Annotated in this window: 21 protein-coding genes; 17 read left to right on the top strand and 4 right to left on the bottom strand. The window is 47.7% G+C overall.

Features of this window, described 5'->3' with window-relative positions:
* The first annotated feature begins 47 nt into the window (after positions 1 to 47).
* Complete coding sequence (locus tag BBI11_RS04420) at positions 48 to 1,367, top strand: GntP family permease (protein ID WP_068461010.1); 1,320 nt, start codon at positions 48 to 50, stop codon at positions 1,365 to 1,367.
* Between the two features lie 24 nt (positions 1,368 to 1,391).
* Positions 1,392 to 2,168 carry a 3-hydroxybutyrate dehydrogenase gene (locus BBI11_RS04425; protein WP_068461011.1) on the top strand — a complete coding sequence of 259 codons (777 nt, stop codon included), beginning with the start codon at positions 1,392 to 1,394 and terminating at the stop codon, positions 2,166 to 2,168.
* A gap of 59 nt (positions 2,169 to 2,227) precedes the next feature.
* Here BBI11_RS04425 and BBI11_RS04430 read toward each other — a convergent pair whose 3' ends face one another.
* Both BBI11_RS04430 and BBI11_RS04435 read right to left on the bottom strand, forming a co-directional pair.
* On the bottom strand, positions 2,228 to 3,004 hold the full coding sequence (locus BBI11_RS04430; RefSeq protein ID WP_068461013.1) for an alpha/beta fold hydrolase: 777 nt from the start codon (positions 3,002 to 3,004) through the stop codon (positions 2,228 to 2,230).
* A gap of 78 nt (positions 3,005 to 3,082) precedes the next feature.
* Positions 3,083 to 3,646, bottom strand: a complete 564-nt coding sequence (locus BBI11_RS04435) for a TVP38/TMEM64 family protein (RefSeq protein WP_334223358.1) — start codon at positions 3,644 to 3,646, stop codon at positions 3,083 to 3,085.
* A 172-nt stretch (positions 3,647 to 3,818) separates the two neighbouring features.
* On the opposite strand from BBI11_RS04435, the gene BBI11_RS04440 reads away from it, so the two are divergent.
* Together BBI11_RS04440 and BBI11_RS04445 are read left to right on the top strand one after the other, a co-directional pair.
* Positions 3,819 to 4,901, top strand: coding sequence for a YkvI family membrane protein (locus tag BBI11_RS04440; protein WP_068461015.1), 1,083 nt, complete (start codon positions 3,819 to 3,821; stop codon positions 4,899 to 4,901).
* Positions 4,902 to 5,231: 330 nt separating this feature from the next.
* Entirely contained in the window at positions 5,232 to 6,188 is a 957-nt protein-coding gene (locus tag BBI11_RS04445; RefSeq protein WP_068461017.1) for a ketopantoate reductase family protein, read from the top strand.
* A gap of 36 nt (positions 6,189 to 6,224) precedes the next feature.
* Here BBI11_RS04445 and BBI11_RS04450 read toward each other — a convergent pair whose 3' ends face one another.
* The gene (locus BBI11_RS04450) at positions 6,225 to 6,809 is read right to left on the bottom strand and encodes a biotin transporter BioY (RefSeq protein WP_068461021.1); all 585 of its coding nucleotides are present in this window, start codon (positions 6,807 to 6,809) and stop codon (positions 6,225 to 6,227) included.
* A 164-nt stretch (positions 6,810 to 6,973) separates the two neighbouring features.
* Here BBI11_RS04450 and BBI11_RS04455 point away from each other — a divergent pair, with 164 nt between their 5' ends.
* The 7 genes from BBI11_RS04455 (at position 6,974) to BBI11_RS04485 (ending at position 15,455) form a co-directional block, all read left to right on the top strand.
* Complete coding sequence (locus BBI11_RS04455; protein WP_068461023.1) at positions 6,974 to 8,584, top strand: glycoside hydrolase family 13 protein; 1,611 nt, start codon at positions 6,974 to 6,976, stop codon at positions 8,582 to 8,584.
* 21 nt (positions 8,585 to 8,605) lie between these two features.
* Positions 8,606 to 9,478, top strand: a complete 873-nt coding sequence (locus BBI11_RS04460; RefSeq protein WP_068461025.1) for an ROK family protein — start codon at positions 8,606 to 8,608, stop codon at positions 9,476 to 9,478.
* Between the two features lie 258 nt (positions 9,479 to 9,736).
* Positions 9,737 to 11,041, top strand: a complete 1,305-nt coding sequence (locus BBI11_RS04465; protein WP_208597172.1) for an ABC transporter substrate-binding protein — start codon at positions 9,737 to 9,739, stop codon at positions 11,039 to 11,041.
* A 76-nt stretch (positions 11,042 to 11,117) separates the two neighbouring features.
* Complete coding sequence (locus BBI11_RS04470) at positions 11,118 to 11,978, top strand: carbohydrate ABC transporter permease (protein WP_068461029.1); 861 nt, start codon at positions 11,118 to 11,120, stop codon at positions 11,976 to 11,978.
* Entirely contained in the window at positions 11,978 to 12,793 is an 816-nt protein-coding gene (locus BBI11_RS04475; RefSeq protein WP_068461031.1) for a carbohydrate ABC transporter permease, read from the top strand. Before BBI11_RS04470 ends, BBI11_RS04475 begins: the two co-directional genes overlap by 1 nt.
* Positions 12,794 to 12,806: 13 nt before the next feature.
* Positions 12,807 to 13,826 carry a LacI family DNA-binding transcriptional regulator gene (locus BBI11_RS04480; protein WP_068461033.1) on the top strand — a complete coding sequence of 340 codons (1,020 nt, stop codon included), beginning with the start codon at positions 12,807 to 12,809 and terminating at the stop codon, positions 13,824 to 13,826.
* A gap of 12 nt (positions 13,827 to 13,838) precedes the next feature.
* On the top strand, positions 13,839 to 15,455 hold the full coding sequence (locus BBI11_RS04485) for a glycoside hydrolase family 13 protein (protein WP_068461035.1): 1,617 nt from the start codon (positions 13,839 to 13,841) through the stop codon (positions 15,453 to 15,455).
* A gap of 65 nt (positions 15,456 to 15,520) precedes the next feature.
* Here BBI11_RS04485 and BBI11_RS04490 read toward each other — a convergent pair whose 3' ends face one another.
* Complete coding sequence (locus tag BBI11_RS04490) at positions 15,521 to 16,804, bottom strand: glucose-6-phosphate isomerase (protein WP_083389013.1); 1,284 nt, start codon at positions 16,802 to 16,804, stop codon at positions 15,521 to 15,523.
* Positions 16,805 to 17,081: 277 nt separating this feature from the next.
* On the opposite strand from BBI11_RS04490, the gene BBI11_RS04495 reads away from it, so the two are divergent.
* The 6 genes from BBI11_RS04495 to BBI11_RS04515 all read left to right on the top strand — a co-directional run bounded on the left by BBI11_RS04495 (position 17,082) and on the right by BBI11_RS04515 (position 24,634).
* Positions 17,082 to 19,100, top strand: a complete 2,019-nt coding sequence (locus BBI11_RS04495) for a penicillin-binding transpeptidase domain-containing protein (RefSeq protein ID WP_068461043.1) — start codon at positions 17,082 to 17,084, stop codon at positions 19,098 to 19,100.
* A 136-nt stretch (positions 19,101 to 19,236) separates the two neighbouring features.
* Positions 19,237 to 20,862 carry an alpha-glucosidase gene (locus BBI11_RS04500; protein ID WP_237150318.1) on the top strand — a complete coding sequence of 542 codons (1,626 nt, stop codon included), beginning with the start codon at positions 19,237 to 19,239 and terminating at the stop codon, positions 20,860 to 20,862.
* Between the two features lie 226 nt (positions 20,863 to 21,088).
* Positions 21,089 to 22,351, top strand: a complete 1,263-nt coding sequence (locus BBI11_RS04505; RefSeq protein WP_068461045.1) for a S8 family peptidase — start codon at positions 21,089 to 21,091, stop codon at positions 22,349 to 22,351.
* Between the two features lie 89 nt (positions 22,352 to 22,440).
* Positions 22,441 to 23,673, top strand: coding sequence for a helix-turn-helix domain-containing protein (locus BBI11_RS04510; protein WP_068461047.1), 1,233 nt, complete (start codon positions 22,441 to 22,443; stop codon positions 23,671 to 23,673).
* A 1-nt stretch (position 23,674) separates the two neighbouring features.
* The gene (locus BBI11_RS16330; RefSeq protein WP_156889039.1) at positions 23,675 to 23,818 is read left to right on the top strand and encodes a hypothetical protein; all 144 of its coding nucleotides are present in this window, start codon (positions 23,675 to 23,677) and stop codon (positions 23,816 to 23,818) included.
* A gap of 150 nt (positions 23,819 to 23,968) precedes the next feature.
* Entirely contained in the window at positions 23,969 to 24,634 is a 666-nt protein-coding gene (locus BBI11_RS04515) for a GNAT family N-acetyltransferase (protein ID WP_068461050.1), read from the top strand.
* Positions 24,635 to 24,649 lie beyond the last annotated feature (15 nt).

A 24,649-nucleotide genomic window follows, 5' to 3' on the forward strand; every position in this document is an offset into this window, starting at 1 on the left:
TTTCAAAATGTTCGAAAAAACGAAATGTATTTTAAGGGGGATTTATCATGTTAAGTATGATTGGAATGATCGGAGGACTTATTCTCCTGATTGTGTTGACGATGAGAGGTGTCAACTTGTTAATTGCCGGACCATTGTCGGCATTGTTTGTCGCGGTACTCAGCGGCTTGCCGCTATTTCCGCAATTAGTGGAAGAAGGGGAAGTCAATTTACTCTCAAATTATATGGGTGGTTTCTCCGGATTCATCACGTCGTGGTTCCCGATGTTCTTACTCGGAGCCATTTTCGGTAAAGTTATGGAAGATACAGGGGCAGCAGATAGCGTCTCTAAATGGCTAGTCGGCAAGTTCGGGTTGTCAAAAGCAGTCCTCGCGATTGTTATTGCTTGTGCGGTTCTTACATATGGCGGCGTGAGCTTGTTCGTCGTTGCATTTTCGGTTTATCCGATGGCGCTCAGCTTATTCAAACAAGCCGATTTGCCACGCCGCTTCATCCCGGCCGCTTTGGCACTTGGGTCTGTCACATTCACGATGACTTCTGCAGGGTCGCCAGAGATCCAAAACTGGATCCCGATTGACTATTTGAACACTAGCCCGTATGCCGGCTGGGAAGTCAGCATCATTGTCGCCATCTTCATGGCATTCTTCGGCTACTGGTGGCTGAAACGCATGATCAATAAAGCGGTGAAAAAAGGCGAGCGTTTCGAAGCGCGTGAATCCGATCCGCAAATGGCCGATCGTGCATTGCCACATCCTGTGACGGGTTTGATTCCCTTGCTTGTGGTGCTAGCGGTATCATTCATTTTCCATGATTCGCTAGGTACTTCTGCCTTGATTTTGGCCTTACTTGGCGGTGTTCTTACGACTTATCTATTGAACATGAAATATTTCACGAATCTTGGCAAAGCATTAACTGATGGAACGATTGGCGCATTGATCGCCATCGGCAACACTGCAGCGGTCGTCGGATTCGGCGGCGTGGCAAAAGCCGTGCCAGCATTTCAAGTGGCAGTCGATGCCATGACGAGTATTCCGGGAAGCCCGCTGATCGGCGGCGCAGTAGCTGTCAGTGTCATCGCAGGACTAACGGGATCTGCTTCTGGTGGACAAGTCATTGCACTTCCGCTCATTGCGCCTCATTACATCGATATGGGTGTGAACACAGAAGCGCTTCACCGGACCATCGCGATTTCTTCCGGCGCGCTTGATTCATTGCCGCATAATGGTTATGTCGTGACGACAATTCAAGGGATTTGCGGCGAGACCCACAAGGCAGCTTACGGGGCGATGGGCGCTGTAACCGTCATCGTGCCGCTGATTGGCTTAACAATTGCGATTATCTTGTTCAGCCTAGGATTGGGTATTTAATCTTTCATTCGGAGGGATTCTATTATGGTAGAGGGTAAAGTGGTATTGATCACTGGTGCCGCAAGTGGCATCGGTTATGAAATTAGCAAGGACTTCGCTGAAGAAGGCGCCAAAATCGTGTTGACCGATATCAATGAAGACGCAGTGAAACAAGCTGCAGACGAGTTGAAGGGGCAAGGTTTTGAATGTATCGGCATCAAATGCGATGTCACCAGTGAAGATGAAATTAAAGCAGCCATCGATCAAACAGTGGAAACGTTCGGTTCTTTGGACATCTTGATCAATAATGCGGGGATGCAGCACGTCTCGCCGATTGAAGAATTTCCGACCGAGAAATACGAATTGCTGGTCAAAATTATGCTGGTCGCGCCGTTTATCGCTACCAAGCATGCCTTCCCGATCATGAAACAACAAGGTTTTGGGCGTATCATTAATATGGCTTCAATCAACGGACTGGTCGGGTTTGCCGGGAAAGCAGCGTATAACAGCGCCAAGCATGGCGTCATCGGTTTGACGAAAGTTGCGGCTTTAGAAGGCGCAGAACATGGCATCACGGTCAATGCGATGTGCCCTGGATACGTTGACACACCGCTTGTGCGCAATCAACTGGGCGATTTGGCGAAGACGCGCAATGTGTCGCTGGAAAAAGTTCTAGAAGAAGTCATTTATCCATTGGTTCCGCAAAAACGCTTGTTGTCGGTGCAGGAAATTTCCGATTACACGATGTTTCTCGCGAGCGATAAAGCGCGCGGCATCACCGGCCAGGCAGTGGTCCTGGACGGCGGCTATACAGCACAATAAAAGCACGGCGCATTTTTGCGCCGTGCTTTTTTATGGTTATAGCATTCATTAACAGTAACTCAATCGTCGAGAAAGTTTTCGGCGATGCCGAGAAATAGCCGCGGCTGTTCCACGTTCGGGGCATGGCCGGAACGCTTGAACTCCATAAAACTTGCATGCTGGATGAGCTTAGCGGTCTCATGTCCTTTCTCAGGCGGGTTCAACTCGTCGTAGCGTCCGCTGATAACCAAGGTTTCTGCTGAGATTGCTGGAAGTTCTGGGCGCAAATCAAAACGCTCTAGGGCATTAGACGCGATGCCTTGTTGCTCTAAGCTCAATTGAGGGCTGTTTTCAGCGGTCTTTGCCTGCCATTTCTGGACAGCCGTCAAACGATGGTACATATAAGTTTGTGCTTTTTCCAATTTGTCATGGATGGACAAGCCATCAAATTCTTCTGGGTGGCGCTCGAATAATTCGGCCATGGAAGATTTTTCGCCGAAGGACTTAGTGGCAACTAATAATAATTTGCGTACGCGTTCAGGTCGTCTTGCGGCTAGCCCTTGGGCAATATAACTTCCCATGGATACACCGAGAACATCAACTGATTCGAGCTGGAGGTGATCCAATAAGGCAACAGCGTCTTCGATATGGTCGTCGAGTGTATAGTCGCTAAGTTTTGCCGAATGACCATGGCCTCTGGAATCCAACGCAATGATGCGGTGCTTGTTGCGGAAAAAATTCATTTCGCGGTAGAACATGGCAGAGCTGCTAGTCAAACCGTGAAACAAGAGAAGCGGCTGCCCGCTCCCGATATCTTCGTAATATAAACTGATGTTGTTCTTGGTGAATATAGGCATTGTTTTCTTCCTCTCATCTCAATCTACTGTTACTATACCTCAATGACGCAAGCGCAAACGGCATCCCGTCTGCGCTTGTCAGAGTTTGTCTACTTTATGCTTACGGCTTTGCCATTTGTCGATAAAACTGAAAACCGCAGCGAGCAGCAGGAACATGCTCACTGTCGTATACCATGGAAACTGCGAAATGGCCCTGCCAAATGCTGTATACAAGAGGGCTGGCGCAATCAAGCCGAGCGCAGAGTAATACATGTATTCCCGACGCGTATTAGTCATTTCCATCAAATAAAAAGACAATAGATGAAAATGAACAAAGGGCATGACACGCAAAATCATCACTTGGGAAACCGTCAGATTGCGGTCAGGAAATAATTTGTCTTTCAAGGCGGCGAGTTTAGCGCGAAAACGCGGAAATTTATTGATCAGCACATAGGAGACAAAGCTCATCAGCGTTAATCCAATGAAAGACAGCAAAGCTCCTTGGAAAAAGCCGAAAAGAAATCCGCCGGCAATGCATACGGCAATGACCGGCAAAAATAGCAGCGGACGGATCAAATGCAGCAATATGAATAGCAGCGGAGCCCAAAGCCCTGCCTGCCCGATAAAGTTTTCAATCGCTTGCTCAAAATCCGCCAAATCCACTGGTTTTCCCGCCTTTCAGCTTGCGTTACTAATAAGGAAGAATAAGCGAAAAACAATCGAAAAGCAAGGATTGTTTGCCCGCTCTAGATGAAGGGTATGAAAAATTATCTACATAAAAATCATTTTGATGAACATCCAGTTCAACTATCATCCAGAATAAGGAGAGGGTTTTATGAGAAAAAGCTTGAAGATAGCCAGCGCCTTTATCGGCATTGTTGTCGGCGCTGGCTTCGCCTCAGGTCAAGAGATTTTGCAATATTTTACCAGTTTTGGTTATTGGGGTATCGCTGGCGTTTTGGTCGCTACTGCGTTATTCGGTTACATCGGAATGATTTTGACACGTCTCGGAAGCCGTATGCAAACGACTTCGCATGAAGATGTTGTCTATCGCATAAGCGGGAAATGGCTTGGGAAAGTCATCGATTATACTTTGATTTTGACCTTATTTGGTGTTTTAGTCGTAATGATTGCTGGGGCTGGGTCAATATTTTCACAACAATTCGATTTGGCACCGGCATTCGGACGCAGCATTATGATTATTTTAGTGATTGTCACCATCATGATGAACGTCAAGAAAGTCATTGCCGTCATTTCCAGCATCACACCATTTTTGATTTTGATGGTAGTGGGCATCGCTATCTACAGCGTAGTTACGATGGACAGCAGCTTTAGCGCACTCGATCCAGTGGCTAAGGAGCAGCTGTCCGCGACACCGAACTGGCTATTATCAGCAGTCAATTATGTATCACTCGCCATTGCGCTCGGGGCTTCTATGTCGCTCGTTATGGGCGGCGCTGAAAAAGATGAGAAAGTGGCAGCGCGCGGCGGATTAATCGGTGGGCTAGGCTTCGGCTTTTTGATCCTGCTTAGCTATGTAGCGATATTCGCGAAAGTGGATGTTGTCGGGGGAGCGGATTTGCCGATGCTTGCTATCGGGGATGACATCTCGCCAATCCTCGGTATCATCATGGCGGTCGTCATTTTTGCCATGATTTACAATACTGCTGTCAGCATGTTGTTGTCATTCTCAGCACGTTTTGCAGAAATTGGCACAAAGAAATTCCGGATTTTCGTCATTATTGCCGGATTGGTCGCTTTTGCACTAAGTTTCGTCGGCTTTACGTCCTTGGTCAATTACTTGTACCCGGCAGTCGGCTATCTTGGTTTGCTATTGATCGGTGCGTTGATCTTGTCGGATATCCGCAAGATTGGTAAAAACGACAAAGCTAACCGCAACAAGAAAGCAACAAACTAAAAAAAGGCCTCCTGCATATCAGGAGGCCTTTTCTTAGTGTTGAAGAAGTCTATGGTTCGCTCTCAACTATGGAAAAGAGCGTGTTTTGCTATTTTTAACTGTCAATGACCTCTCTAGGTATTTGGAGAAGCGTTCGCTCGACTGACCGAGACCCCGCAAGGCGCAAAGCGACTGAGGAGGCTTGGGCGCGAGCCCACGAAGTCGTGCGATAAGCTTCGGAAAATACGGATTACCTAAGTTTCTCGACAACCTGAAAAGGCTTCCTGCATATCAGGAGGCCTTTTTGGTATAGTGAAATGAGAAAGCAGTGGATTCCAAAGGAGGAATAGGATGAAGATTTTAATTGCTGGGGCAGGGGCGATGGCGTGTCTTGTGGGAGGTAAACTAAAAGCAATCGGTGAAGAGGTACGCTTATACAACCGCATGAATAGCCACGTGGAAGCGATCCATCAGCAAGGCTTGCGCATCGTCGAAAAAGATAATTCGACGACACATATCGAGCTGGAAATCGTCCAGGAATTACAAGCTGGCGAGCAAGTGGACGTTTTGCTTGTCTTGTTGAAAGCGCAGGCCAATGAATCGGTGCTCGGAAAATTACGCGGCAAGCTGGCTAAAGAAACGCTGATCGTCACGATGCAAAACGGCATCGGCAATGCTGAAACCATCCAGCAATTGTTCCCGGAAAACACGGTAGTGTCGGGCACACTCGGCCACGGCGCAAGCGTTGAACATGACGGCACGATTTTGCATAGGGGATGGGGCAAGAATTATCTTGGCGATGTCGAAGCTAGTGCTGATAGCAAGACGCTCGACCATTTTGCTGGAAAACTCAGCGAGGCAGGCTTGGAAACAGCCGTCTCGCCAAATGTTAAGGCGGTTATTTGGAACAAATTATTCGTCAATGCTGCGTTCAATTCCGTTACTGCTTTGACGCGCCTGAAAAACGGAGACATCCTCAATACACCAGAAGGAGAAAGCCTATTACGTGCTGTGATAGAAGAAGCGGTGCTTGTTGCCCAGGCGGAAGGGGTCGAGGCGGACGCGCAAGCAGTCACGGAAGAATGCTTGAGGATGGGACATCAGGACATTGGCGCCAATAAATCATCGATGCTCATGGACGTGTTAAAAAAACGCCAGACCGAGATCGAAGTCATCAATGGTGGCATTGTCACCTTAGGGAAAAAGCATGGAATCGCAACGCCAGTCAACGAGAGCCTCACCGGCTTGGTGCGCATCATCGAACAGAATTACAAGCTGCGCGTGGATGAATCGAGTGTACAAAAATAAGCCATTGGCCGGAGTTCCGGCCAATGGCTTATTCGCTTAAGGTAAGTATTTTTTGATGATTGGCTGCATTCGGAAACCGAACAAACCGGCAAAGACAGCGAGCAGCACGTCTTTTGGAAGAGGCACTGCCATCCAGGCCCAAGCCATGCCGTAAGAAAAGCCTTCTGGTGCGGCAAACCATAATTTATAAGCGGCATACATCCAGTTGGTGCCAAACACATAATTAATCGCAGTGGCTGCAAGGGCTGCTAAAATGAATCCTTTTTTGGAAGGTATTTTTTCAGCAATCCAGCCGGCTGCAAAAGCGGTGAAGATATAGGATAGGATAAAGCCGAATGTCGGCGAGATCAAGGTATCCATGCCGCCTGAAAACTTAGCGAAAACCGGTACGCCGGCAAGACCGATTGCGGCATAGACGATCATTGAAGCAGCGCCAAGACGTTTGCCGAGCAGGATGCCGGCGAGTATCGCGAAGAAAGTCTGCAAGGTGATCGGCACGCCGCCGACGATCAGGAATGAGGAAATATTCGCCCCGATCGCCATCAATGCGGCAAACATGGAGACGTGGACAAGCGTTAAAGTGCGTGAATGATTGCTGGATCTGGTTACTGAAGTTGTCATGAAAAACCCTCCACTTACTATGTACTAAAACTGAGTATAGAGACTGGTTTGTTTTAAGTCAACTTATTTTCATAAAAGGTTTACTTAAAAAGAGCTGTGTTTCTTTTTCAATTTTCCGTATGATGATAAGAAATGAATACATCTTCAGGGAAGTGGGCGAAGAAATGACGGAATGGTGGAAAAAATCAACAGTGTATCAGATTTACCCGAGAAGTTTCATGGATTCAGACGGTGATGGAATTGGGGATATCCAAGGCATCATCAGCAAACTGGATTATTTGGCGGAACTTGGCGTTGACGTATTGTGGCTATCGCCTGTCTATGATTCGCCGAATGATGACAATGGCTATGATATCCGCGATTACCAAAAAATTATGAGTGAGTTTGGAACGATGGACGATTTTGACCAAATGCTCCAAGGCATTCACGCGCGCGGAATGCGGCTGGTCATGGATTTAGTTGTCAATCACACTTCCGACGAACACGTATGGTTTACAGAACGACCTGATTACTACATATGGAAAAACGAGCCGAACAATTGGCGTTCGTTTTTCAGCGGTTCTACTTGGCAATTTGACGAAGCGAGACAGCAATATTATTTGCATTTGTTTTCCAAAAAGCAACCAGACTTAAACTGGGAAAATGAAGAACTGCGGGATGAAGTATATCAAATGATGCGCTGGTGGCTGGATAAAGGGGTCGATGGCTTCCGCATGGACGTCATCAATATGATTTCCAAAGACCAGGATTTCCCGGACGGCATCGAAGGCGATGGCACGCCACATTTTTTCAATGGGCCTCGCGTCCACGAATTTTTGCAGGAGATGAACACAAAAGCGCTCGCTGATTACGATATCGTCACTGTCGGGGAAATGCCAGGCGCGACGACAGAAGACGCGAAATTGTACACAGGTCCCGGGCGCAAGGAGCTCAATATGATTTTCACCTTTGAGCATATGAACTTAGATGAGGGACCGAGCGGCAAATGGGAGCTTCAGCCGCTTCATTTGCCGGATTTAAAGGAAAACCTGGAGAAATGGCAAGTGGAGCTTTTCGGAAAAGGCTGGAATAGCTTGTATTGGAACAATCACGATCAGCCGCGCATCGTCTCGCGCTTTGGAAACGATGGGCCATACAGAAAAGAGTCGGCGAAAATGCTCGCCACTTGTCTTCATTTCCTGCAAGGGACGCCGTATATTTATCAAGGGGAAGAACTTGGCATGACCAATGTGGCGTTTTCAGCTATTGACGAGTACCGGGACATCGAAACTCTGAATATGTATCAGGAAAAGCGGGCTCAAGGTATTCCACATGAAGAGCTGCTGGAATCGATTCACGCAAAAGGCCGAGATAATGCGAGAACGCCGATGCAATGGGATGCTTCTGAAAATGCCGGGTTCACAAAAGGCGAGCCGTGGATTTCCGTTAACCCGAATTATCCGGACATCAATGCTGCCGATCGCGAGGAAGAAGATTCAGTTTTCAACTATTACCGGAAATTGATCGCGCTTCGCAAAGATTTGGACGTGATTGCAGAAGGCGAGTTCAATTTATTGCATCGGGATGATGAAGAAATTTTTGCTTATACACGGAAAACGGCAGATGAGCAATTGACGGTGTACTGCAACTTCTCCGAAACGTCGCGTGAATTGCCCTTGCCTAAGGGCCGTCTGTTGATTGGCAATTATCCGGATTCAGCACTGCAGGAACCGATAGAGCTTAGACCGTATGAAGCACTATGCTTTTATGATAAGGACAGGAAAGTAAAAGAATGAACGGAAGGAAGGATGGAGAAAATGAATAACGTCATCGGGGTAGATATCGGCGGAACGAAAATCCGCATGGGGGTCATTGATGCAGAAGGGCGGATACTCGCAGAGCGTCAAGTGAAAACGCAGTTTCCGTTGTATCCATATTTAGAGCGCCAAGTCTTGCAGTTTTTAGAAGAACATCCCACTGTGTCTGCAATTGGCATCGGCACGCACGGGTTTGTCGATCCGAAAGCAGGAAGTATTGTATTCGCGGGCGATATGCTGCCTGGCTGGACAGGGACAGAAGTCAAATCGCCCTTGGAAAAAGCAACTGGACGGCCCGTAGAAGTAGAGAACGATGCCAATTGCGCGGCGCTTGCTGAAGCGAAATTCGGTGCTGCACGGGGATTGGGGCGTGTTGTCTGTATCACGCTCGGCACGGGGCTCGGGGGCGGTATCATTTGGGACGGCAAACTGTTGAGCGGTGGGACGCATGGCGGGGCTGCAGAACTGGGGCATATGACTTTATATCCGAACGGCTCACGCTGCGCTTGCGGTCGCCTTGGCTGTGCGGAGCAGTATCTATCTGGCACCGCACTGGTGCGACGCATTCGGGAAGCGGGATTGTCAGTCACGCCGCCCGAATTGTTTGAAATGGCAAGAAGCGATTCCCAAGCACAAAAGCTGGTCGCCGAATTTACCGAAGACTTGGCTATTTATATCAGTAGCTTACAGGCTATATTCGATATGGATATGCTCATCATTGGCGGAGGGGTATCGGAATCAGCCTCAGCTTGGATCGATGCGTTGAACAGTCGTTTGGCAACCATGCTGCTAAATCCGCTGCCTGTCGAAATAGCGCGATTCGAGAACGACGCTGGCATGCTCGGGGCAGCGCTGCTCGTGCTGGATCGATAAATATCTTGAACAGTCTATGCTGCCCTGTCCGCTGTCTTTAAGTCTCACAGCTTAGCAGGGGCAATAGATCGAACCCTCACGTACTGATAAATATTTTTTGAAAAAACAATTGAAAAATTTAAAAAATAGATTGTGCAAACGTTTTCATTGTGATAATCTGTATTTAATTAATTATTGGAAACGCTTACCGAAAGAGTTTCCAATTTTTTTCGCTATATTGTGCAATCGTTTGCACAACAACTCAAAGGGGGAGTTCAAGTGAAGGATTTAAAGTTCAGCAAAGGGTTAATGGCATCTGTTTTATTGTCAGCGGGGGCACTTGCAGCGTGTAGTTCAGGGGATGACGGATCAACGGCAGAAGGCGGCGGTGAGCAAGTAACAGTCGATATCTTCCAATTTAAAGTGGAGTTTAAAGATCAGTTCGAAGATGTCGTCGCTCAATACGAGGAAGAAAATCCTGATGTTAATATCGAGATCACGACAGTCGGCGGCGGCGAAGATTACGGCGCTGCGCTTCGTTCCCGTTTTGCTTCAGGCAATGAACCAGCCATCTTCAACATTGGCGGTCCTCAAGATGTAGCAGATTGGAAAGACAATTTGACAGACCTGTCTGATACAGGAGCAGCAGATGCAGCTCTCGAAGGAACGCTTGATGGGGTAACAGTTGAGTCGGAAGTGCTCGGATTGCCATATAACCAGGAGGGCTACGGATTCATCTATAACACCCGCCTGTTCGAGGAAGCGGGAATCGATGCCGCTTCCATCACAGATTACGCAAGTTTAGAAGAAGCGGTGAAAACGCTCGATTCGAAAAAAGACGAACTCGGGCTTGAATCGGTCTTCGCATTGCCAGGTAAAGAAACGTGGGTCACAGGGCTTCACTTGTCAAACACCTTCATTGCGCCTGAATTTGATAGCAATGTATTGACGGCTTATGATGCGGAAGCAATCGATTTTGAATATGGCGAAGGGTTCAAGAAAATCCTTGATCTGCAAAATGAGTATTCCAAACAGCCAACAGTCAGCCTCGACTATTCACAACAAGTGGAAGAGTTGTTCTCACTTGAGCGCGTGGCGATCATCCAGCAAGGAAACTGGGCTTATGGCTCGATTGCCGGCATCGATCAGGAATTGGCAGACTCCGGCGTTGGCATGATGCCGATTCCAGTAGAAGGTTTGGAAGAAAGCGGATTGCCAGTCGGCGTACCGATGTATTGGGGCGTCAACTCGAACCAAGATGAAGAAGTGGTGACAGCATCAAAAGATTTCCTTGATTGGCTCTATACTTCCGATGCTGGGAAAACAGCCGTTTTGGAAGATTTCAAATTCATTCCTGCATACGAAGGATATGACACATCTAAAATTACCGATCCGATGTCCAAAACAATTTACGATGCTTCAGAAGCAGGCGACACAATCGGTTGGGTCTTCATGGGCTATCCGACTGGATGGGGCCAAGATGAACTGGGTGCCAACATCCAGAAATACTTGAGCGATGAAGCGAGCTGGGACGAAGTGGTCGATTCAGCAAAAGCCGCATGGGAAGCAGACCGCGGCGAGTAACTTGTCTATCAAACCAGAGCAGCCAATGTGCTGCTTTGTTTTGTTTCAAGGCTAAAATAGAAAGAGAGGCGAAAATATGCGTACACGGGATCTTTCCTATTGGTTGTTTTTAGCGCCGGTGCTGTTGGCACTTGGCTTGGTCGTAGTGGTGCCCATGGTGCTTGGGCTTTTCTATTCATTCACGGCATGGAATGGCATTCAAACCGGCGAATTTGTCGGATTTCAGAACTACATAAACTTGTTTACAGATGAGCGTTTCCTTGATTCGCTTTGGTTCACGACGAAATTTTCGGTCGTCTCCGTGATTTTGATCAACTTCATCGGGCTGTCGCTCGCGTTGATCGTCACGTCCAAGATCAAGACCAGCAGTTTGCTGCGGACGACGTTCTTCATGCCGAACTTGATCGGCGGCTTGATCCTCGGTTTTATCTGGCAGTTCATTTTCCTAAAAGTGTTTGCGAGCGTCGGCGAAGCAGTCGGCATGGAAAGCTTGCAGGCGTGGCTGTCAACGACGGAAACCGGGTTTTGGGGCTTGGTCATTTTGATGAGCTGGCAAATGGCCGGATACATTATGGTTATCTACATTGCTTATTTGGAAGGCTTGCCGAATGAATTGATCGAAGCGGCGGAAATTGACGGCGCCTCGACGATCCAGCGCTTCCGCTACATCATCTTCCCACTCGTCGCACCGGCTTTTACCGTCAGCATGTTCCTGACCTTGTCGAATACTTTTAAACTATACGACCAGAACTTGTCACTGACAGCAGGTGGGCCATACAACTCGACGGAAATGGTCGCAATGGAAATTTTCAAGACTGCGTTCGTGCAAAATGCCTTCGCCTATGCGCAGGCAAAAGCGATCATTTTCTTCTTGATCGTTGCGGTCATCGCACTTGTTCAAGTGTATATCAATAAACGCCGGGAGGTCGAAATGTAATGCGCAACCGCTGGAATATAAAAGTCGAAGTGCTTGGCATTTTGCTGGCGATCCTTTGGTTATTGCCGTTTTACTTAATGTTCGTCAATTCCTTTAAATCGAAAAAAGAAATCTTTCTCGATACGACGAGCCCTCCAGAAGCTTGGAGTTTCGATAATTACATCACGGCCTTCCAGGAGCTCGATTTTCTTAGAACTTTGTTCAATTCTTTATTGATCACCGTCATTAGTGTCGTGTTGATCGTCTTGTTCTCGGCGATGGCTGCTTACGCGTTATCACGGGCCAAAAGCAAGATGTCCACTTTCTTGTTCTTCCTGTTCGTCTCAGCAATGCTCATCCCGTTTCAATCGGTCATGATTCCACTTGTCACGGTGTTCGGCCAATTCGACATGCTGAACCGTGGCGGGCTCATTTTCATGTACATTGGCTTTGGTGCGAGCTTGTCGATTTTCCTGTATCATGGGGCTTTAAACAATGTTCCAAAGTCGCTCGATGAGGCGGCAAAAATAGACGGGGCGAACCGTTGGCAAGTGTTTTGGCATATCATTTTCCCGGTTCTCAAGCCGATCACGGTCACGGTCGCGATACTCAATATCATCTGGATTTGGAATGATTACCTGTTGCCATCGCTAGTTATCAATACGACGGGCAGCGAAACAATTCCGTTGAAAATGTTCTTTTTCTTCGGCGAATACACGAAGCAATGGCATTTGGCGCTGGCCGGCCTGACGCTTGCCATCATTCCAGTTATTGTTTTTTATTTCTTTGCACAACGCTCGATCATCAAAGGTGTTTCGGACGGCGCTGTAAAATAAGGGGGCACACGCTATGGCGATCACAATTAAAGATGTTGCGAAACTAGCGGAAGTTTCGCCGGCGACGGTTTCCCGGGTTATTGCGGATCATCCGAAGATCACTCCGAAAACAAAACGCAAAGTAAGGCTGGCGATGGACGAGCTCGGCTATTATCCAAACTTCCAGGCACGCAATTTGGTGGCGCAAAAAAGCAAGGCGATTGGCGTCGTCATGGAGAATTCCACAACGCTCGCTTTTCAAAATCCATTTTTCCCGGAAGTCTTGCGCGGTATTTCGGTCAGTGCCCATCAGAGCCAGTACGGTTTGTATTTATCAACCAGCGCGACAGAACAGGAAATCTACGAAGAAGTCGTGGCGATGACACAAGGCAAGCGCGTCGATGGCGTTATCTTGCTGTATTCTAAAATTGATGATAAAATCTTGGACTACCTACTAGCGAATGGCGTGCCGTTTTCCGTCGTTGGACGGCCTTATACACGTCCGGATGCCATTTCTTATGTAGATAATGACAATGTCGCCATTGCGAAGGAAGTGGTAGATCATTTGATATCACTGGGCCACCGGGATATTTCGTTCGTCGGGGGGGCTTCTGATTTCATCGTGTCTTCGGACCGCTTGTGTGGTTATCGGCAAGCCTTGGCTGAAGCCGAAATTCCGTTCACACCGGAATATGTGGTCACGCAAGAAGCGATGGAAGGCCAAGAACAACAAGCCATCTGCAAGCTGATGAAACAGAAAAAGCCGCCGACTGCTATCGTCACACATGACGATTTGGTCGCCTATGAAGTGATTAGTTATTTGGAGGATTTGAACATCGCTGTACCGGCAGATGTATCGATTGTTGGGTTCAATAATCATACCTTGTCGAGCCACTTAAAGCCGCCACTCAGCACGGTGGATATTTCGATTTTTGACCTTGGTTTGGAAGCTGCGAATTTAGTACTGGAAAAAATAAACGATGGCAATGCAGCCCCGCGGAACATCGTCGTTCCAGCGACTTTGATCGAAAGGGCTTCTTGTCAAAGTCTTTGAAAGGACACGATTATGAAGAAAACATGGTGGAAAGAGGCCGTGGCGTACCAAGTCTATCCGCGCAGCTTCAACGACTCGAATGGAGACGGCATCGGAGATATCAATGGCGTCACGGAAAAACTGGATTATTTAAAAGAACTTGGCATCGATGTCATCTGGATTTGCCCGATGTACAAATCACCAAATGACGATAATGGTTATGACATCAGCGATTATCAGGAGATCATGGACGAACTTGGAACGATGGAAGACTTCGATCGCTTGCTGGAGGAAGTGCATGCACGCGGGATGAAATTGATCATCGATCTTGTCATCAATCATACGAGTGATGAGCATCCGTGGTTTTTGGAATCACGTTCATCGCTCGATAATCCAAAACGCGACTGGTATATCTGGCGCGATCGCCCAACCAATTGGGAAAGTATTTTCGGCGGCCCTGCATGGGAATTGGATGAGAAGACCGGGCAATATTATTTGCACATCTTCTCGAAAAAACAGCCGGACTTGAACTGGGAAAACAAAGAAGTACGTGAAGAGCTCTACAAAATGGTTAATTGGTGGCTCGATAAAGGCATCGATGGATTCCGCGTCGACGCCATTAGCCACATTAAGAAAGATTTCAGCGATTTGCCGATCGAAGAAGGCAAACCGTGGGTGCCGGCATGGGAGAAAATGATGAATGTCGATGGCATCCAGCCGCTGCTTGCGGAATTGCGCGATGAGACCTTCGCAAAATACGACATTATGACAGTCGGTGAAGCGAACGGTGTCTATGCAGAAGATATTGACGAATGGATTAGCGAAGAAGAAGGCAAATTCGACATGGTCTTCCAATTTGAAGATTTGACGCTTTGGGACAACGATGTCAAACAAGGCATCAACGTCAACGACTTGAAAACCGTCTTGACGCGCTGGCAAAAAGCAGTCGATGGCGTCGGCTGGAATGCGTTGTTTATCGAAAACCACGACAAGCCGCGCGTTGTCTCTACGTGGGGCAACGACGGCGAGTATTGGCGCGAAAGTGCAACAGCGCTCGCTTGTATGTATTTCTTCATGCAAGGGACGCCGTTCATTTACCAAGGCCAGGAAATCGGCATGACCAATGCGCCGTTCGAGGAAATCCATCATTATGACGATGTCCATACGCATAATTTGTATTTCTATAATTTGGCGGAAGGCATGGAACACGATGCCATCATGACTTTATTGAAATCGACCAGCCGCGACCATTCCCGCACGCCGATGCAATGGAACGCAGAGGAAAATGCCGGATTCACAACAGGTAAGCCGTGGCTGCAGATGAACCCGAATTTCGAATGGCTGAATGTCGAGAGCCAACAACAGGATCCAAGCTCCGTTTTCTCGTTTTATAAACAGATGATTTCTTTGCGCAAGAACATGGAGGTCTTGGTGTATGGCAGCTACGATTTGGCTGAAACCGACTGTGAGGACGTTTACGCTTATACCCGCACACATGGAAACGAACAAGTCCTTGTCCTTTCAAACCTGGGAAGCACTGCGTGTGCTTGGCAGGAACCGAAAGGCGCGGAACTCCTGCTCGCGAACTATCAAGACCGTGATGCCCATCAACTAAAACCGTATGAAGCAAGAGTGTACAAGCTCGCTTGATGTTGCAGTAATAGAAAAACGCTTTTCCCGATTGGCCAATAGGCTGTTCGGGAAAAGCGTTTTTTTTAGAAACCTGGTTTTTTCAACAGTTTGAAGATATTGTTCTTGTATTCTTCAACACCTGGCTGGTCGAATGGGTTGATGCCCAAAAGATATGCACTGTAAGCGCAGCTCAACATGTAGAAGTATAACAAATGGCCGATCTCAGATTCGTCGATGCGGTCTACCGTTAAGCTCATTTGCGGCACGCCGCCTGATAAATGGGCGTTTGATGTGCCTTTATGGGCGATATGGTTGAATTCCTGCAAGGACAAGCCAGCAATATAATTCAATTCGTCGCCGTCTTCAGGCGTCTCGAAAATCTCCAAGTCTTGCTGTGCTTCTTTCACGAGCAAGAAGGTTTCGAACAGATTGCGCTGTCCGTCCTGGATAAACTGGCCGAGCGAGTGCAAGTCAGTCGTAAAGACAACAGATGCCGGGAAGATGCCTTTTCCTTCTTTCCCTTCGCTTTCGCCGAATAATTGCTTCCACCATTCTTGGACGAATGACAGCTTCGGTTCGAAAATGGCATTGACTTCTGTCGTATAGCCTTGCACATACAGGTGATGGCGGATCGCCGCGTATTGCATTGCAGGGTTGCTATCAGGGCCCGCCTCCCGGTAAAGCGTTTCCGCTTCTTTGGCGCCGTCTAAAAGCTTACGGATCGAATGGCCAGCAGCGGCAATCGGCAATAGCCCGACTGCTGTGAAGACGGAATAGCGTCCGCCGACATCATTCGGCACGATAAAGCGTTCATAGCCTTTTGTTTCGGCCAATTGACGAAGTGCTCCTTGTTCTGCATCGGTTGTCACGATAATGCGTTCAGCGGCTCCGTCGCCATAGCGCTGTTCCATATAATCGCGCAGGAAACGGAACGCGATGGCTGGTTCTGTCGTTTTGCCCGATTTCGAGATGACATTGACGACGACCTCTTTGCCCTCTAAATGGGCAAGCAATTGCTTTAAGTATTCACCGCTCACTTGATGTCCCGCAAACAAGACTTCCAATTGTTCGTCTTTCGGGAAATAAGGTGACAGCGCAGAAAGGACAGCTTTTGCCCCCAGGTAAGAACCACCGATACCGATGACAACCATGACGTCCGCTTTTTCACGGATGGCTTTAGCGGTATCTTCGATTTTTACCAGAAAATCTTCCGGCAAGGAAGACGGCCAGTCCAGCCAACCGAGAAAATCAGAGCCGGCTCCTTTTTTCGCATACAGATCCTCCTGGATTTGCTGCAAACGTGTTTTCATTTTGAGATCCACTGCGGACTCGATGGCTTCAGAATATGTTAAATTAATCATAAGCATCCTCCTCTTCTATAATTACTGATTTTACCATAGTGAAGGAAATGATAGCAGATATAGAAAGAAAAACTGCAAAGCTTCGAAAACGAGGGAATCGGGTTTGCTTCGGTGCCACTTATTGGTAAAATAAAAAGAAACTTCAATTAGCCTGGGTTGTATTTTATGCCAGTCTAATCTAAATGGCTGGTTTTGGGGAGAGTATTAGTATTTTTTTGTTGAATAAGCAAAAAATAGTCGCGAACCCATAACGTGAGCTAGAAAGTTACAGGAGGTCAGGAAGATGAAACGATACATAGCAATGGCAGCAGGGGCAAGTGCACTTATCCTGTCAGCGTGCCAACCCCAGCCGACGCCACAAGACCGTTTGGATGAATACGTCGACCATTGGAACGAACAGGATTTTGCAGCGATGTATGAAGATTATTTAACGGAAGGCTCAAAAGAAACCTTTCCATCAGAAGCGTTTGATGAGCGGCAACAGCAATTAATTGAGGACTTGGGCATTGAGAACTTAGAAGTTAGCTACACAGCTCAGGAAGAAGCGGAATGGGACGAAGCAGAACCGGCCGAATTTCCGTTGGCTGTGCAGATGGAAACGCTAGCAGGCCCAGTTGAATTCGAGCAGACCGTGTCATTGATTTACGAAGAGCAAGAAGACGGGGAGAATTGGTTTGTCGAATGGGATCCGTCGCTAATCTTTAAAGACCTGGAAGCGGACGATGAAGTAGCCGTGCAAACAGAAGCCGCTGAACGCGGTGAAATTTTAGATCGCGAAGGGCGCGGCCTCGCGATCAACGGCACCGGCTATAATCTTGGCGTGGTGCCGGAGCGTCTCGAGGGGGACGGCGACCTGGAGGAAGCCGCTGAACTGCTTGGGCTGACGGTGGAGTCGATTGAAGAAAGCTTGAACCAAAGCTGGGTGCAGCCGGACCAATTCGTGCCGCTGACGAAAGCATCGAAATCGGCTGAACAATTGATCGCTGATGTCGAAGCGAGTGATGTTGCGACTTATCAAGAAACAGCGATGCGCGAATATCCGTACGGAGAAGCATTCGGCCATTTGACCGGCTATATCGGTTCGATTACAGCGGAGCAATTGGAAGAATTGAAAGGTCAAGGCTATGGGGCAACGGACCTGATCGGCCGCCAGGGGCTCGAACGCCGCCTCGAAGAACAGCTTCGTGGTGAGAGCGGTGCGCGCATCCTGATCGACAAGCAGGAAGAAGGAGCGGAAGATATCGTCCTAGCTGAACAGGAGCCAACCGCTGGGGAAGATATAGAGCTGACGATTGATGCTGAATTGCAGACGGCTGCCTATGATTCGATGCAAGGAGAACCAGGTGCTGCGGCCGCAGTGTCACCTGAAACAGGCGAGACCTTGGCACTCATCAGCTCACCAGGATTTGATCCGAATGAATTTATCGCCGGCATCAGCGGCGAACGGTACGCCGAACTATCAGACGACCCATTAAATCCATTGTTCACGCGTTTTGCCGCAAGCTATGCGCCAGGGTCGACGATCAAGCCGGTGACAGCGGCGATTGGCATGGAGGCAGGAACACTTGATCCGCAGCAAGGGCTTGAAATTGATGGCCAGACGTGGCAAAAAGACAGCTCATGGGGCTCGTACCGTGTCTCCCGCTTGCATCCAGAAGCGCCAAATCCGATCGATTTGAACAAAGCGCTTGTCTACTCGGATAATATCTATTTCGCAAGACAAGCACTTGAGATGGGGACTGAGACCTTCATTGACGGCTTGACTTCGTACGGCTTCGGAGAGGAGTTGCCATTTGCCATCGAGCTGGAAAGTTCTCAGATTTCTAATGACGGAACTCTTGGGTCTGAAGGGCAATTGGCCGATACATCCTTTGGCCAAGGGGAGATGCTCGCCAACATCCTGCATCTTGCTTCTGCCTACGAACCATTCTTGAACGGCGGCACGATCTATGAGCCGACGCTTTATGCCAGTGAAGAAGCGGGGCAGGTTTGGAAAGAAGGCTTGATCAGTGAAGGCAATGCGGCTGTGCTTCAAGAAGATCTCCGCAATGTCGTCACGGACGGCTATGCCAAATCAGCGGACATTGCCGCAGTTCCGATCGCCGGCAAAACCGGCACCGCTGAATTGAAAGGCGCTCTCGGCGAAGAAGGGCAGGAAAACGGATTTTTCGTTTCCTATCACGCAGAGCAGCAGGACTTCATTTTGGCAATGATGATTGAATCCATTGAAGACAATGGCGGCAGTGATTACGTTGCAGGCTTCTCCGCCAACGCCATGGAACAGTATTATTTAAATAATTAACCGAAGCCGTCCGCACTTAGCGGGCGGTTTTTAGTATGGAAAAAAGGGGTTTTAGGAAAAAAGGCGTATATTAATAAAAACGGCGGCTGTCCTGGCGATAGGGGAGCTTCCATTTCACAACAGCAGGAAGAGGGGGATGAGCTTGAAAAAGACATGGTGGAAGGAATCAGTTGTGTATCAGATTTACCCGCGCAGTTTTTTCGATACGGACGGCGACGGGTTCGGTGACTTGAACGGCGTCCGGGCCAAACTCGATTACCTGCAAGAACTCGGTGTGGATATGATCTGGTTATGCCCCGTCTACAAATCGCCGAATATTGATAATGGTTATGACGTCAGTGATTACCAGGCAATCATGGATGAAATGGGGACGATGGAAGATTTCGACCGCTTGCTAGAAGATATTCACTCCCGTGGCATGAAGATTATGATGGATCTCGTCTTGAATCATACAAGCGACCAGCATCCGTGGTTTCTTGAATCGAAGTCATCACGCGACAATCCGAAACGCGATTGGTATATCTGGCGAGACAAACCGACAAATTGGGAAAGCATATTCGGAGGGCCGGCCTGGACGTATGACCCGAAAACGAGCCAATACTATTTTCACTTGTTCTCGAAAAGCCAAGTCGACTTGAACTGGGAAAATGCAGAGTTGCGCCGTGCGATATACGACATGATTCTTTGGTGGCTCGATAAGGGAATTGACGGTTTCCGTGTAGACGCCATCAATCACTTGAAAAAAGATTTTACGGACATGCCGAATCCAGAAGGACTGAATTATGTGCCAGCTTGGGAGAAGATGACCAATGTTCAAGGAATCCAGGAGCTGTTAGAAGAGTTGCGCCGCGAAACGTTTGGCCGCTATGATGTGGTGACAGTTGGCGAGGCCAATAGTATCAGGGCGCACGAAATCGGGGAGTGGATCAGTGAAGAAGAAGGGAAATTCAATATGATTTTCCATTTGGAAGCACATGAGGAAGCCTGGAGTGAAGAAAGCGTGGGAGGCGTCGATGTCGATGATTTGAGAATTGTGCTGGACCGCTGGCAACGCAGCACGCAAGGCATTGCATGGAATGCTTTGTATTTGGAAAATCACGACCGCCCGCGCACCGTTTCGACTTGGGGCAACGACCGAGAGCTGTGGCGAGAAAGCGCTACGGCCCTCGCTTGCATGTATTTCTTCATGCAAGGCACGCCGTTCATTTACCAGGGGCAGGAAATCGGCATGACCAATGCGCCATTTGACGACATCGATTTATACCGGGACATCGAGACGAAAAACATGTATCGCTACAATCGCCAAAAAGGGGTGCCTCACAGAGATTTGATGAACACCCTCAGGAAAATCAGCCGGGACCATGCAAGGACCCCAATGCAATGGAATTTTGGTGCAAATGCTGGTTTCACAGGGGGCGAACCGTGGATTCCATTAAATCCGAATTTCAATTGGCTGAACGTAACAGCGCAGCAGCGAGATCCGCAATCGGTTCTGTCTTTTTACAAAAAGATGGTGCAGTTAAGAACGCAGCATGAAGCCTTGATTTACGGCAGCACGCATTTGACCTTTTTGGAATGTCCGTATGTGTATGCTTATACGCGAGAATATGGGCAAGAACGTTATTTGATTATCTCGCACCTCGACAATGATACCTGCTCGTGGTGGAGTCCAGCAGAAGGCCAATTACTGTTGTCGAATTACGTTCATCATATAGACGGCAAATTGCAACCCTACGAAGCAAGGGTATACCTATTAACGTAAAAGTCGCCTAGAGCGGCTTTTTTCATTTTCTCATTTCAAGGCATATCGTTGCAGGTACAAAGGTTCATTATGAAGATATCGGCTTTTTGAGAGACGGATTTTCCCAATTACGCAACGGCTGATTGTCTGCTAGATTTAAAGCATGGCCAAGCCGCAGGATAAACAGGCGGGACGCCGCTTGCTGCAAAGAGCCATGCAAATCTATTCGGAAAAGGGGATTCGAAAGATGAAAAAATCAGCAAAATTCATTACCACAGCTATGTTGGCAGCGACTATGCTCGTACCGGCAATGGGGGTTTCAGCAAATGAAGCTCCAGACGCACAAAAAACGAACGCCAACGAGACGATCCGTGTGCTCGTCGATATGCCAGGAAAAAGTGACTTGAAAAAGGCAAAAGACCAATACGGCGTGCAGTGGGATTTCGATAGCGAAGGCTTCACGACGGATATGACTGAGAAACAATATGAAGCATTGAAGAAAAATAAAAATATAAGTATTGAAAAAGTGCCGGAATTTACAGTAGAAACGACAACACTTGAACCGCAGGCACGCTATCAAGCAATGGCTGCAGCCCAGTCGACTCCATGGGGCATCAAAGCGATGTATAACAATAGTTCCATTACGAAGACAACGGGTGGTTCAGGCGTCAACATTGCTGTACTAGACACTGGCGTCAACACAAGCCATGCAGACCTTGCGGCGAATGTCGAGCAATGTAAAGACTTTACTATTGGAACAAGCATCGTCAATGGTTCTTGTACAGACCGTCAAGGACATGGAACGCACGTAGCTGGATCGGCACTTGCAAACGGAAATGGCGGGTTGTATGGTATAGCACCGCAAGCTGATCTATGGGCTTATAAAGTTCTAGGCGACAATGGATCAGGGTCTGCCGATGATATCGCAACAGCTATCCGTCACGTAGCGGACCAGGCTTCATCACTGAAGCAAAAAACCGTCATCAACATGTCTCTTGGCTCTTCAGCAGAAAGTAGCTTGATCACGAATGCGGTCAACTACGCATACGGTAAAGGTGTTCTTGTCATTGCAGCAGCAGGCAACGAAGGCCCGTACCAAGGGTCGATCGGCTTCCCAGGTGCTTTGCAAAATGCCGTAGCGGTAGCAGCTCTTGAGAACGTACAGCAAAACGGCACGTACCGTGTAGCGGATTTCTCCTCACGCGGTTATAGCCAATACGCTGGTGACTATTCTATCGGCAAATACGATGTAGAAGTTTCAGCGCCAGGCGCAAGCATTTACTCAGCTTGGTACGATGGAGGTTATGCGACAATCAGTGGTACATCGATGGCATCTCCTCACGCAGCAGGACTTGCAGCGAAGATTTGGGCAGCAAACCCAACTGCAACGCATACACAAATCCGCAGCGATCTTCAAAACCGTGCAGCGAATAACGACATCCTATCCGGTTATTATGCAGGATCTGGAGACGATTCCGCTTCTGGATTCGGATTCTATCGCTTGCCATAAGCATGAGTTCCAAAACAAGCCCGGCTGTTACAGCCAGGCTTGTTTTTTTGTGTTAATATTTATATATTCTGACAAAGAAAGGTGAGTTTATGAACATCGGTTCTGTGATTAAATACTATCGCCACAAACACAATCTTACACAGTCACAGCTCGCTGATGGCATCTGTTCCGTCTCGCATCTCAGCAAAATCGAATCCAACACGTATACACCACACGAAGAAACCTATGAAGCGTTGCTGTTAAAAATGGGCGTGCAGTTGAAGAAAGAACTAGAGCACCAGAAACGGCTGGAACAGCAATTGGGGCGATTTATTGATTGTGCACTTCACTACGATCTCGATAATTTACATAAAATCTATAAAGAGCTTTTGGATGAAGATGATTACCTGCAATCGACGGATTTGGTGAATCAATACGAATTATATAAGTTTCGCTATTATGTCTTGGATTTGCAAATGGACAAAGCATCCACACAGCAAAAACTGCTTGAAAAGTTGAAAGCTTCATTTACAGCACCAGAGTTATGGATGAGCCGATTTTTCCAAGCGCTTTATTTCACGACTTTGGGTAAGCAAAAAGAAGCAATGGATTTAATGCACAGATTGGATCAAGGGCTGCAAAGCATTCCACAAAAACTGGAGGGAGAATTTTATTATCAAAAAGCGAGAATTTTAATAGTTCATGATCGATTAGAGCTATCTGCATATTTTGCGGAGCGGGCAGTCCGTTCTTATGAGATGCACCATAATTATATCCGTCTTCTGCATGCGCAGCTGCTGCTCGCAATTAACTACACTAGGCGCAATTTGAGTACTCAGGCCGCCAGCTTATACGAAGTGGTAAAACGCAACGCTCATTTGACCCATCAGTCCGAATTATATCAATCAGTACTTTACAATTACGCAGAATTGCTGAAGAGCCAGAAGCACGACAGCCAAGCATTCGAGATGTTTTCGGAGCTGAAAGACGTGTTACAACCTGGTAGCTATATACACAAAGCAGTTATCGTCAACCTGCTGGAACTTGAAGGCGTAAGTGAAGAAGAGACAGTTGACCTAATTGAACAATTGCGTATGCCCGGGACCCCGAAAGATGAAGAATACTTTAAGTTATACAGTGATTACTACGAGAAACGAGAATTTTCCCAACAAGAACTTTTGAACTATAAAGAAGATAAAATGTTTCCATTTTTCAAAAAATATGGTTATATAAAAGACACCAAACATCTTTCTGAAGAACTTGCGGCTCATTACAAAGACCAACAAGATTGGCAGAAAGCTTATTACTATCAAACTCATATTCTGGAAAGTGACGGTGAATAATATGGAAAAGAAAAAACTTTTAGTTGGCGCAGCATTAGCGCTAATCTTAACGTTGTCAGCTGGGTTGCCTCAACTCGCTATAGAAACAGAAAGTGCTGGTGGAGGCGTGACAGTGAATGGACCACAAGTATTGCCGCCAGTTTAATAAAAATTGAAGAAAAGCTTGCCAAATCGGCAAGCTTTTCTTTTGTGGTGATTTTTAATATGTAAACTGTCGATTGATCCGCCTCCCACAGGATTGTGGGAAGACGCAGCAACTTCGGGTAAACTAAACAAAAAGAAAGGTGGGATGGCAATGTACAAAAAACAGCAATACGTCTTCAAAGATGGGCGCCCGGTGATGGCAACCATCCGGACCTATACGGAAAAAGATTTTCCAGGCTTAATCGACGTGCAGCGCGAAAGTTTCCCACCGCCGTTTCCACCGGACCTACTATGGAATGAGCAGCAACTCCAAAGTCACATCACACTTTACCCTGAGGGTGCGATTTGTGTTGAAATCGGTGGCGAGATTGCGGGATCCATGACAGCGATGCTGACAACGATCGATCCCGAGCATCCGGCACATACGTGGGAACAACTGACGGGTTCGGGATCCATCAACACACATGATCCGCACGGCACATCGCTGTACGTTGTCGATATCGGCATCAAACCAAAATTCCGCCAATTGAAATTAGGTAAACTATTGATGGAAGCGATGTACGAACGCGTTGTTGCAGACGGGATTGAGCGGCTCATTGGCGGCGGGCGCATGCCAGGGTATCACCGGTACGCAGAACAGCTGACAGCGGAACAATACGTGGACCAAGTACTAGCCGGCGAACTAAGGGATCCGGTCATCAGCTTCTTGCTGAGCTGTGGCCGCATGCCTGTTAGCATAATACCTGGATATTTGGCTGATGAAGAATCACTTGATTACGCCTTATTAATGGAATGGAATAATCCTTTCACTCGCTAATTAGTTAGAGTATTC

Source organism: Planococcus maritimus (assembly GCF_001687625.2).
Classification (GTDB): Bacteria; Bacillota; Bacilli; order Bacillales_A; family Planococcaceae; genus Planococcus; species Planococcus maritimus.